The following is an 11,364-nucleotide window of genomic DNA, read 5'->3' on the forward strand; positions in this document are numbered from 1 at the left end:
GGGGATGAGCTGGGGAACAGGCGCGCGGGGCGCGTCACGGGGGATGCTGGAGCGGCTGACGGCGGTCGCGACGGTGCTGGCGCTGCTGCTGGTCAGCGCGGTGCTGGCGGTGGCGGCGCCGCAGCCGGCGAGCGCGGCCGAGGGCGACCGCGGCACGCTGGCGGTGCGCAAGACGGCGTCGGCGACGACGGCGCGGCCGGGCGACCGGGTCACGTGGACCGTCGAGGTGACCTGCGAGTCGATCGTCGCGATGTGCGCCGACGTCGCGCTCGAGGACGCCGTGCCCGAGCCGTTCGTGCTGGACGCGGACGGCGTGACGGTGCAGGCCGAGCAGACCGGCCAGGCCGTCGTGTCCCTGGCCGGCGCGACCGCCCGGGTGGCGTTCCGCGAGACGGACCCGAGCCACCCCGGCGTCGTGGGCCTCGCGGCCGGCCAGAGCGTGAGCGTCCTGCTCCGCACCACGCTGCCGGCGGGGACCCCGCTGTCCTGGGACGGCCGGTCGGTCACCAACACCGCGGCCGTGACCGCGAGCAACGCCGACCCGGTGAGCGCCCCGGCGACCGTCGGCGTCGTCGTGCCGGTCACCCCGAGCGTCGCGGTGACCAAGCGCGTCGCACCCGCCGACCAGGTCGCCGGCGACCCCGGCGACGTGACCGTGACGCTGGGCGCGCAGAACACCTCGCCGGTCGCCGCCACGGCGCTCACGGTGACGGACCCGGCCGCCGGCACGCCCGCGGCGTTCGGCCCCGGCACGCCGCTGGTCCTGCGCGGCCTGGGCGCCTGGACCGCGCCCGAGGGCGCCACGTCCGTCTCGGTCGACCTCACCACCCCGGGTGGCACCGTCACGGTCGGCCCGTTCGCCCCCGGCACGGCGCTGGACGCGGACGGGGTCGACCTCGCGACGGTCTCCGGCGTGGCCCTGCGGTTCGCGGGGGACGGCGCGGCCGACGGCACGATCGTCGCCGGCGGGGCCGCGGGCTCGGTCGCGCTCGTGCTCGGCCAGTCCGGCACCGCCGCGCGGGACGCCACGACCCAGGTCCCGAACACCGCCGCCGCCGCGCTCGCGACGCCCCGGGGCGACGCGACCGGCACCGCCTCGGCGACGTTCCAGATCAACCCGGTGACCGTCGAGGTCGCCGCGGGCAAGACCTTCGACGGCGCCGCGCGCGCCGAGGTCGTCGCCGGGCAGCCGTCGGTCGTCCGGCTGACCGCGCGCAACGCCTCGAACACCGAGCTGTCCGTGCTGCGCCTCACGGAGCCCGCCGCCGCCGGCGCGGGCCCGCTCGGGGACCCGGCGGCCGGCCTGCTCGGGTTCGACGGCTTCGGCACCGACGGCTCGGGCACCGTCGACGCGGCCGCGTGGCCGGCCGGCGCCACCGGCGCGGCCGTCACGTTCCTCGGCACCGGGGTGGGCGGCCCGGTCGACGTCGCCCCGCCGTCCGGGGGGACGAGCACCTGGCCCGCGCCGCCGGCCGGCGCCGTCGTGACCGGCTTCGTCGTGGAGTACCGCGGCACGCTCACGCCCGGCGCCGCGGCCACCGTGCCGTTCCGGGTCGCCACCGACCCCGCGTGGTCGACCGTCCGCGCGTTCACCAACGAGGTGGCGGTCGACGGCGAGGCGGCGGACGGCTCGCCGGCCGCGGAGCGCACCGCGTCGGCGCGGCTCACCGTGGTCCCGCGCCAGGTCGTGACCACCGCGAGCAAGACGCTCACCCAGCAGGCGCAGGGCGCCCCGCTGCCGGGGGCGCCCGGGCAGGAGCTCGTCGCGACGCTGACCGGCCGGGTCTCCGCCGACACCACCGTCCCGGTCGGGTCGCTGGTGATCGAGGACGCCGCCGGCGGGGACGCCGGGTCGACGCTGTGGGACGCGGCGACGCTCGACCGGGTCGGCTCCGTCCAGGTGCCCGCCGGCTCGCGCGCCGAGGTCCTGGTCCGGACCGGCGGCGCCTGGGTGTCGCTGGCCGGGCCCACCACCGACGCCGCGGCACTGCTCGACCTCGACGTCCCGGCCGGCGCGGACGGCGTCCGCGTCGTCTACACCCCGACGGGCGCGTCGCTCCCGGTCGACGGGACGTTCACGCCGCGGGTCGCGCTGGTGCTCGCGCTCGACGAGGCGGTGACCCCGGGCGCCGCCCTGCGGAACTCCGTGGCGGTCGAGGGCTCCGGCACGGGCGTCGGGGCGGGCCTGACCGGGCCGTCCGACGCGGGCGACACGGTGACGTTCGGGCCGGGCGACGCCCCGGTCGACATCCGCCGGGTCGACGCGAGCAAGTCCTGGCGGGACGCCGCCGCGCTGATCGGGGTCGACAACGCCGAGCCGGGCGCGGACCGGCCGGCCAACCGGCTGACGATGCGGGTGCAGAACGTGTCCGGCATCCCGGTCGGCGCGCTGCGGCTCGTGGACCCCGACGCGGCGACCGACGACGGCAGCACGTTCGAGCACGTCGACCTCACCCGCCTCGCGGTGACGGCCCCGGCCGGCACCGGGACGCTCCGGGTGGTGCTGCGCGGCGCCGACGGCGGCGTGCTGCACGACCTCGGCTCCGCGGCCGCCGTCGCGGCGCTGTCGGCGGCGGACCTCGCCGACGTCGTGTCGGTCGAGGCCCGGGCCGACGGCACGCTGCCCGACGGCGCGGCGCTGGTCGTCGTCGCGGACACCGTGCTGCGGGCGCAGACGCGCTCGGGCACGCCGATCACCGGCACGGCCGACGCGGCCCCGTCGACGACGCTGACCAACACCCTGGTCGGCGACCTCGGCCCGGGCACGCCCGACGACGTCGCGCAGGCGGCCACCGTGCTGTACCCGGAGGCGCTGCAGCCGCTGGACGGCGCGCTCGCCAAGTCGGTCTCGCCCGGCACGGGGACCCGGTACGCCGCCGAGGACCGCACGGTGCGGCTGACGCTCAGCGCACGCCGGGTGAGCGACGAGGCGGTGAGCCGGCCGGCGACCTACGTCCTGGAGGACACCTCGGAGGCGTTCTGGGACGCGTTCGACCTGGTGGGCCTGGAGGCGCTCGCGGGCGTGACCGCCGCCGACGGCGCCGGGTACACCGCCGCCGTGCAGTACCGCGTCGACGGAGCGTGGACCGCGCCGGTCACCAGCGCGCTCCCGGCGGGCGTCAGCACCACGATGCCCCCGCTGCCCGACGGCGCCGCCGCGCTGCCGGACGGCGCGTCCGGGGCGGACGTCACCGGGGTCCGCGTGACCTTCCAGGCGCCGGCCGGGTCGTGGTTCGCGAACCGCCGGGTCGGCGGGTTCGAGGGCCCCACCGCGGTGTTCGCGCTGAGCCCGCGGTCGACCCTGCGGACCACCGGCGCCGAGGTGCCGGCCGGGACGCTGACCAACGAGGTCACCGGCACCGTGCAGGCGGAGCGCCAGCCGGCGCCCGTCGTGCTCGACCCGGCCGTGGCGACCTACACGGTGACCGACGGCGTCGTGGACGCGGCCGTCACCAAGACGCCCGCCACCACCACGACCGGCCCCGGTGCGCGGCTGCCGTTCCGGCTGACCGCGACCAACACCGGGACCGCGCCGATCGTGGACCCGGTGCTCACCGACGTGCTGCCCGCGGACGCCGCCGGGCCGCAGCTCGTGTACGACCCCGACGCGTACGGCGCCGCCGCGGTCGCGGTGACCCCCGCGGACGCGGCGATCGCGGCGGCCGACCCGTCCGTGGTGGTCGACGGTGACGCGCTCCGGGTGACCTTCCCGCCCGGCACCCGGCTGATGCCCGGCGAGCAGGTGGCGGTCACGGTGCCGCTCGCCGTCCGAGCCGGGACGCCGGCCGGGTCGGTGCTGACCAACCGGTTCGTGCTGTCGGCCGCCGACGGGCTCACCCGCGAGGCGACCGCGCGCGTCGACGTCGTGGCCCTGCCCAACTACCTGCGGGTCAAGGACGTGGCCGAGGACCTGGCGCCGGGCGCCTCGCCCACCGGGGTGGTCAACACCTCGGCGAGCGGCCAGGCGTGCGTGTCCGCCGACGGGTTCTACCGGACGCCCTGCCTCGTGCGCACCCAGCCGGGCGGCACCGAGACCTGGCGGCTGCGCGTGACCAACACCGGCAACCTGCCGACGGCGAGCGCGACCCTGGTGGACGTGCTGCCGTTCGCCGGCGACACCGGCACCTCGCGGTCCCAGAGCACCAGCGCGCGCGGCAGCGTGTGGGCCACCGAGTACCTCGGCGACCTGCGGCTCACCGGCCTGCCGGACGGCGCGACGTCGTCCGTGGCGTACCTGCTCGACGGCGCCACCTGCGTCTACACCGGCGACCCGCGCTCGGCCGACCCGTTCGGGGCCGGCTGCGCCGCGGACGTCTGGACGCCCGCCGACCAGGTCGACGACCTGTCCCGGGTGCGCGGCCTGCGCGTCGACCTGGACCTGTCGGCGGCGAACCTGCAGCCCGGTCAGACGGTGACGGCGACGTTCCGGACCCGGTCCGCGACGGCCTACGACACCGCCGCGGCGGACGTGGACGCCCCGGCCTGGAACACGATGGTGGTCACCACCGCCAGCGTGACCCCGGACGGGGTGGAGCACGAGACGCTGGAGCCCAACCGGGCCGGCGTCGCGGTGCACCGGACGTACGCGCTCGGCGACCGGGTGTGGCTGGACGACGACCGCGACGGCCGTCAGGGCCCGGGGGAGCACGGCGTCGCCGGCGTGACCGTCCGGCTGTACGCCGCCGGCTCGGACCAGCCGGTCGCGACGACCACCACCGACGCGGACGGCCGGTACCTGTTCGACCTGCTGCCGGCCGGGACCTACCGCGTGCGGTTCGTCCTGGACGGCGCGCTCGCCGGGCGGTACGGGTTCACCCCCGCCCGGCAGGGGGACGAGGCCGGGGACTCCGACGCGGACGCGACGGGCTGGACGCGGGAGGTGGTGCTCGGGGCCGGCGAGCCGCGCGTGCGGCCGGTGGTCCCCGGGGACCGGGTCGCGGCGGACTACCTGGACCCGACGGTCGACGCGGGGCTCGTGCGGGTGCTCGGGCCGTCGCTGCCCGGCGACCCGGGCGGCCCGTCGGACCCGGGCGTCCCGGCCGAGGCCGTGGCCGGCACCGGGGTCACGCCCGGCGGTGGCGCGCTCGCCGTGACGGGCACGAGCGCCGGCCTGCTCGCGGCAGCGGCGGCCGTGCTCCTCGGGCTCGGCGGCCTGGCGCTCAGCGCACGGCTGGCGCGCCGGCGGGACTGACCCCCGGCGACGTCGCGCTCCCCCGGCCCGGGACCGGGGGAGCGCGGCCCCGAGGTGCGGCGACGCCGGGAAGGCGCTTCACTCGGGCCGCATGAGACGCACCGCAGGACTGCTGCTGACGGCGGCGCTGCTCGCGGGGTGCTCGGGCGGGTTCCCCGCCGACCCCGACGGCACGCTGGAGCGGGTGACCGGGGACGCCCTCCGGGTCGGGGTCACGGCCAACCCGCCGTGGACCGAGGTCGAGGACGGGGTCCCGCCGTCCGGGCTCGAGGCCGAGATCGTCACCGAGTTCGCCGAGACCCTCGACGCCGAGGTCGACTGGACGACCGGCAGCGAGGAGACCCTCGTCGGCGACCTCGAGGCCGGCGAGCTCGACCTGGTGATCGGCGGCCTCACCGGGCGGTCGCCGTGGTCGGCGCAGGCGGCGCTGACCACGCCGTACACGACCGTCCCCGACGAGCACGGCGAGCCCGAGCCGCACGTGATGGCCGCGCCGCTCGGCGAGAACGCGTTCCTCGTCCGGCTGGAGACCTTCCTGCTGGAGCAGCACCGGGACGTGCTCCCGTGAGCGGCCGGGGGCCGGCGCGCGGGCCCGGGGACGGCGTCACGTTCGGCCACACCGAGCTCCCCGAGGAGCAGTCGGCCGCCCTGCGCCGGGCGATCCGCCTCGCCTGGGCCACCATCGCGTTCCTGCTGGTCGGGGTCACGCTCGTCTACCTGGTGATGGGTAGCTCGCAGGCGATGAAGGCCGCGTGGGCCGAGGACCTGCTGTCGTTCATCCCGCCGGTGTCGTTCCTGGTGGCCGTGCGGTTCGCGCGGCGCCGGCCGACCACCGCGCACCCCTACGGCTACCACCGGTCGGTCGGCGTCGGGCACCTCGTGGCGGCGGCGGCGCTGCTGACGATGGGGACGTTCCTGGTGCTCGACTCGGGCAGCGGGCTGCTCGCCGCCGAGCATCCGCCGGTGGGCGTCATGCATCTCGGCGACCACGTGTTCTGGGCCGGCTGGCCGATGATCGGCGCGATGGTGCTGACGGGCATCCCGCCGGTGCTGCTCGGCCGGGCGAAGATGCCGCTCGCCCGCACCCTGCACGACCGCGTCCTGTACGCCGACGCCGACATGAACAAGGCCGACTGGATGACGGCGCTGGGGTCGGTCGTGGGCATCCTCGGCATCGGCGCGGGCCTGTGGTGGGCCGACTCCGCGGCGGCGCTGTTCATCTCCGTCAGCATCCTGCGGGACGGGATCAGCAACCTGCGGGTCGCCGCCGGGGCGCTGATGGACGCGCGCGCCACCACCGTCGACGGCGACGAGCCGCACCCCCTCACCGGCGAGGTGGACGACCGGCTGCGGGCGCTGCCCTGGGTCGAGGACGCGCGGTCCCGGGTCCGGGACCAGGGGCACGTGTTCCACGTCGAGGCGTTCGTCGTGCCCCGCGACGGCCGCGCGCCGACGCTCCGCGAGCTGGCGGAGGCCCGCGAGGCCGCCACCGCCCTCGACTGGAAGGTGCAGGACCTCGTGGTGGTGCCGGTCGAGCAGCTGCCCGAGGAGATGCTGCCGGGCGTCGCCGCCGCCGAGGGCGAGGACGAGCGCCGCGCGGGCGCCGGCAGGCGCTGACGGGGGCCGCCGCCCGGCGCCGCGCCGCCCGGCCCGGCGCGCACCGCGAGTGAGCAGAAAACGCGCCGAGTGAGTACCCGGCGGATACTCACTCGGCGCGTTCCTTGCTCACTCGGCGCGTCAGGCGGGGGTGCGCTCCGTCGCCGGCGAGGCAGCCGCCGGGGCGGCGGGGGCGCTGCGCTGCGGACGGACGAAGAACGCCACCAGCACCGCGCCGACCAGCGCGATCGCCGCCGGGAGCAGCAGCGACTGGGCCATGGCGTCGGAGAACCCGCCGGTCAGGGCCTCGGGCAGCGAGCCCGCCGCCTCGGCCGCGCCGGTCGAGTCCGCCGCGCCCGCGCCCAGCTCGGCCACGAGGCGCGCCTGGATGAGCGCGGCGATCGCGGCGGAGCCGAGCACCGAGCCGATCTGCCGGGTCGTGTTGAACACGCCGGAGCCGGCGCCCGCCTGCGCGCGCGGCAGGTTCCGGGTCGCGGTCGACGAGATCGGCGACCACAGGCAGGCGTTGGCCACGCCGAGCACCGCGCTCGGCAGCAGCAGCCGCGCCCACTGGTCGGGGTCCGGGCTCAGCCAGAGGAAGAACCACACCAGCGCGCCGGCCTGGAGCAGCATGCCGACCAGGGCGATGTTCCGGGGGTTGGCGGTGTCGACCTTGCGCCCGATCACGGGCGACAGCACCAGGGTCATGACCGCCATCGGCGCCAGCATCAGCGCGGACCGGGTGGGGGAGAAGCCGAGCACGAGCTGGTAGTAGAAGACCAGCGGCAGCGACATGGAGGTCACGGTGAAGCCGAGGGCGCTGATCGCGCCGTTGGCGAGCGCGAAGTTCCGGTCCCGGAACAGGCCGAGCGGCAGCAGCGGCTCGACCGTGGAGCGCGCCTGGTGCCACACGAACACCGCGAGCACGACCACGCCCGCGCCGACGACGCCCCACACCGGCAGCCAGCCGCCGATCAGGCCCCAGTCGTAGGACTGGCCCTCCTGGATGCCGAACACCAGCAGGAACATGCCGAGCGCGCTGAGCACGACGCCCGGGATGTCGAACCGGTGCGCGTGGGTCTCGAGCCGCGGCACCAGGCGCCAGGCGAGCACGAACGCGACCACGCCGATCGGCACGTTGACGATGAAGATCCACTCCCAGCCGAGGCCGTCGACGAGCACGCCGCCGAGGATCGGGCCGACCAGGGTCGCGACGCCGGCGACGGCGCCCCACAGGCTCATGGCCTTGCCGCGCGAGTCTGGCGGGAACATGCGGGTGATGACCGCCATCGTCTGCGGGGTCATCAGCGCGGCGCCGAGGCCCTGGACGGCGCGCGCGGCGATCAGGACGCCGATCGACCCGGCCAGGCCGCAGGCGAGCGACGCGAGCGTGAAGACGACCAGGCCGGTGAGGTAGACGGGCTTCGGCCCGAACCGGTCGCCGAGGCGCCCGGTGACCAGCAGCGGCGCGGCGTAGGTGAGCAGGTAGGCGCTGGTCACCCAGATGACCGCGTCGATGTCGGTGCCGAGCCCGGCCATGATGGCGGGGTTGGCGACCGACACGATCGTGGTGTCGACCAGGATCATGAAGAAGCCCACGACCAGCGCCCAGAGGGCGGGCCAGGGACGGGCGGTCTCGGACATGCGGGTTCCTCGCAGGGGAGCTTGCTCGCGTGGAGCGGGGTGGAAGGGCGCGCGGCTGGTGGCCGCCGGGTCACCAGGCGATGTCGCCGGACTCGATGCCCTCGATGAAGGTGCCGATCCAGGTCGACTCGGTCTCGTAGACCGCGATCTGGTACGTCAGGTCGACCCAGTAGCGGGCCGGGAGGTCCTTGGCCCGGACGCGGTCGACGCCCGCGCGCAGGTCGTCGAGCTCGGCCGCGAGCCGGGCCCGCCGGTCGCGCAGCAGGTCCAGCACCGTGTCCCGGGGCAGGTTGTGCGCCTCCGCCAGCGCGAGCGGCAGGCGGGGGTACTCGTTGACCGGCGCGGCGATCATCGCGGCGAGCTGCTCGGTGAGCGCGTCGCGTCCGGCGGGGGTGATCTCGTAGGTGGTGCGCTCCGGGCGGTTGCCGGCGCGCTCGGTGCCGACCGCCCGCAGCAGGCCGTCGCGGTGCATCCGGTCCACCGAGTGGTAGAGCGAGCCGGGACGGACCTTGACGACGCGGTCGGTGGCGCGGTGCAGGAGCACCTGGTGCATCTCGTAGGGGTGCAGGGGTCGCTCGACCAGCAGCCCGAGGATCGCGACGGCGAGCGGGGTGAGGGTGCGGGCCACGTGATGCTCCTCCTTGATTACTCCACGTGGACTATAGGACGTCTGTCCCATGCAGGGAAGTCCGCGCGGCGTGACGCGGGCCACGCGGCACGGGTCAGGGAGCGGCGAGGTCCGCCGTCAGCTCCGCGACGGCGGTGTCGGCGAACGGGGTCTCCGGCAGGTTCGCGCGGTCGAGCTCGCGGGTCACGCTCAGCAGCACGGACCGGCCCTCGAGCAGCCCGATCGCGGACGCCGTCGCCGGGGCGCCGCGCATGTCGGGACCCACGCCGTCGTCGAGCACCTCGACGCCGACGGCCGCCAGCGCGGGCGCGAGGTCCGCCGCGGCGTCGGCCGGCAGCGCCGCGGTCCGCCAGCACCGGGCCGCCTCGCCCGCCCCGAAGCCGTCCGCGCAGTCGATCGGCTCGTAGCCCTCCGGCAGGACGACGGCGTCGAGGGCGGTCTCGATCCGCGCGCGCTGCTCGGGCCAGCGCTGCTCGTCGAGCCGGTGCCGCGCGACGTCGACCCAGTACGGCCCCGCGTACAGCGTCAGGGCGACCGCGCCCGCCGCGAGCGGGACGGCGACGAGGACGGCGGTGCGGGTGCGGCTCACCCCCTGGTCATCGGCGCCTGGGGGGTCCAGGCTGAGTCGTCGACCGCGGCTCAGGGGCGCGCCAGCAGCTCCGCGACCAGGGCGGGCAGCGCCTCCTCGATCGGCTCCCGGACCACCCGGTCCGCGATCCGGTCGTACGGCGTCGGCTCGGCGTTCACGATGATCACCTCGGCGCCGGAGTCGGCGGCCAGGGCGGCGAGGCTGGCCACCGGCTGCACGGTCAGCGTCGTCCCCACGGCCAGCAGCACGTCGCCGTCGGTGGCCGCCGCGATCGCGCGCTCCAGCGCCCGGTCGGGCAGTCGCTCCCCGAAGTAGACGACGTCCGGCTTGAGGATGCCGCCGCACACCGCGCACGGCGGGTCGGGCTCGGCGTCCAGGCGCGCGAGCACGGACGCGGTCGGCTGCCGGTCGCCGCAGACCAGGCAGGACGTGGTGCGCAGCGTGCCGTGCAGCTCGACGACGTCGTCGGGGTCGGAGCCGGCGGCCTGGTGCAGCCCGTCGAAGTTCTGGGTGAGGAGCGCCTGCAGCCGGCCGGCCGCCGCCAGGTCGACCAGGGCGCGGTGCCCGGCCGCGGGCCGTGCCGTCCACGCCGGGTGCGTGCGCCACATCTCCCAGCCGCGCCGCCGGACGTCCGGGTCGGCGACGAGCCGGTCGATCTCGAGCAGCTCGGCCTGCTCGGGGTGCCGGGTCCAGGTGCCGTCGGGCCCGCGGAAGTCCGGGATGCCCGCGCCGGTCGAGACGCCGGCGCCGGTGAGGACGGTGACCCGGAGGCCGGGGGCCGGCATGTGCACCGCTCAGCGCCCCTTGCGGCCGCGGGACGAGCCGGGTCGTCCGCCGGACCGGCCACGCCCGCCGCCCGACCCGGACGACGGCCGGCCGCCGCGCGCCGGGGTGCCGCCGCTCCTGCCGCCCGCGCCCTTCGCGGCGGCGGTCTTGCCGGCCCCGCCCCTGCCGGCGCCGCCCGTGCGGCCCGCCCGCGCGTCCTTGCCCGTCGGGGCGGCGTCCGCCGGCGCCGTCGCGCCGCGGCCACGGGAGCTGTTGACGGTCCGCCCCCGCACGATCCCGATGAGCTCCTCGACCAGCGGGTCGCCGTCCCGGTCGGCGAGCCAGGCCAGCGCGGCCTGCGACCCGGGCGCCCCGGTCAGCGGGCGGTACGTCAGGTCCTTGCGGTGGTGCAGCCGGGCCAGCGACTGCGGCACGAGGAGCAGGCCGACGCCCGACGCGACGAGCGCCACCGCCTCCTCCGTCGTGGCGGGCTGCGGCAGCAGCGACGGCTCCCCGGGCGCGTCCGGCCAGCGCAGGACGTCGTCGGCCGGGGTGAGCACGGTCTCCTCGGCCAGGTCGTCCGGACCCACCTCGTCGAGGGCGGTCAGCAGGTGGTCCTTCGGCAGCACCACGACCGTGGTCTCGACGTACAGCGGGATCGCCGACAGCACGTCCCGGTCGACCGGCAGCCGCAGCAGCGCCGCGTCGGCCTCGCCCCGGGCCAGGACCGACCCGGCGTCCGCGGCGGTGGCGTGCACCAGCTCGAGCGGCACGTCGGCGACGCGCTCGCGCCAGGTGCGGATCCACGAGGCGGGGACGACACCGGGGACGAGCAGCAGCCGGAACCGCGGCCCGTCGGTCGCGGTGCGGTCGGCGGGCTCGGCGGACGCGGTCTCGGGACGCTCGGACATCGCCGTCAGCGTAGCCGCGCCGCGCGTCCGTATCCTGGTG

Annotated in this window: 8 protein-coding genes; 3 read left to right on the top strand and 5 right to left on the bottom strand. The window is 77.1% G+C overall.

All coding sequences use genetic code 11. The features are described 5' to 3' along the window. Positions 1-4 precede the first annotated feature (4 nt). From G6556_RS01665 to G6556_RS01675, 3 genes are all read left to right on the top strand, one after another. Complete coding sequence (locus tag G6556_RS01665; RefSeq protein WP_166938009.1) at positions 5-5,191, top strand: SdrD B-like domain-containing protein; 5,187 nt, start codon at positions 5-7, stop codon at positions 5,189-5,191. Between the two features lie 91 nt (positions 5,192-5,282). Further along, positions 5,283-5,759: a transporter substrate-binding domain-containing protein gene (locus tag G6556_RS01670; RefSeq protein WP_166938012.1), complete on the top strand. Its 477-nt coding sequence runs from the start codon at positions 5,283-5,285 to the stop codon at positions 5,757-5,759. Next, the gene (locus G6556_RS01675; RefSeq protein WP_166938014.1) at positions 5,756-6,808 is read left to right on the top strand and encodes a cation transporter; all 1,053 of its coding nucleotides are present in this window, start codon (positions 5,756-5,758) and stop codon (positions 6,806-6,808) included. The genes G6556_RS01670 and G6556_RS01675 overlap by 4 nt, the downstream gene beginning before the upstream one ends. A 120-nt stretch (positions 6,809-6,928) precedes the next feature. On the opposite strand, the gene G6556_RS01680 is transcribed toward G6556_RS01675, so the two are convergent. From G6556_RS01680 to G6556_RS01700, 5 genes are all read right to left on the bottom strand, one after another. Continuing rightward, complete coding sequence (locus G6556_RS01680; RefSeq protein WP_166938016.1) at positions 6,929-8,431, bottom strand: DHA2 family efflux MFS transporter permease subunit; 1,503 nt, start codon at positions 8,429-8,431, stop codon at positions 6,929-6,931. Positions 8,432-8,501: 70 nt separating this feature from the next. After that, positions 8,502-9,059, bottom strand: coding sequence for a PadR family transcriptional regulator (locus tag G6556_RS01685; protein ID WP_346774661.1), 558 nt, complete (start codon positions 9,057-9,059; stop codon positions 8,502-8,504). A 94-nt stretch (positions 9,060-9,153) separates the two neighbouring features. Beyond that, entirely contained in the window at positions 9,154-9,648 is a 495-nt protein-coding gene (locus tag G6556_RS01690; RefSeq protein ID WP_166938020.1) for a hypothetical protein, read from the bottom strand. A 50-nt stretch (positions 9,649-9,698) separates the two neighbouring features. Next, the gene (locus G6556_RS01695; RefSeq protein WP_166938022.1) at positions 9,699-10,433 is read right to left on the bottom strand and encodes a Sir2 family NAD-dependent protein deacetylase; all 735 of its coding nucleotides are present in this window, start codon (positions 10,431-10,433) and stop codon (positions 9,699-9,701) included. Between the two features lie 9 nt (positions 10,434-10,442). After that, positions 10,443-11,324, bottom strand: coding sequence for a LysR family substrate-binding domain-containing protein (locus G6556_RS01700; RefSeq protein ID WP_166938024.1), 882 nt, complete (start codon positions 11,322-11,324; stop codon positions 10,443-10,445). Positions 11,325-11,364 lie beyond the last annotated feature (40 nt).

The sequence above is a fragment of the Cellulomonas sp. IC4_254 genome (genome assembly GCF_011603975.1).
Taxonomy (GTDB): Bacteria; Actinomycetota; Actinomycetes; order Actinomycetales; family Cellulomonadaceae; genus Cellulomonas.

Excerpts from the sequence above, each read along its gene's own strand:
- G6556_RS01665 (WP_166938009.1), top strand. The coding sequence starts at position 5 with ATGAGCTGGGGAACAGGCGCGCGGGGCGCGTCACGGGGGATGCTGGAG.
- G6556_RS01670 (WP_166938012.1), top strand. The coding sequence starts at position 5,283 with ATGAGACGCACCGCAGGACTGCTGCTGACGGCGGCGCTGCTCGCGGGG.
- G6556_RS01680 (WP_166938016.1), bottom strand. The coding sequence starts at position 8,431 with ATGTCCGAGACCGCCCGTCCCTGGCCCGCCCTCTGGGCGCTGGTCGTG.
- G6556_RS01695 (WP_166938022.1), bottom strand. The coding sequence starts at position 10,433 with ATGCCGGCCCCCGGCCTCCGGGTCACCGTCCTCACCGGCGCCGGCGTC.
- G6556_RS01700 (WP_166938024.1), bottom strand. The coding sequence starts at position 11,324 with ATGTCCGAGCGTCCCGAGACCGCGTCCGCCGAGCCCGCCGACCGCACC.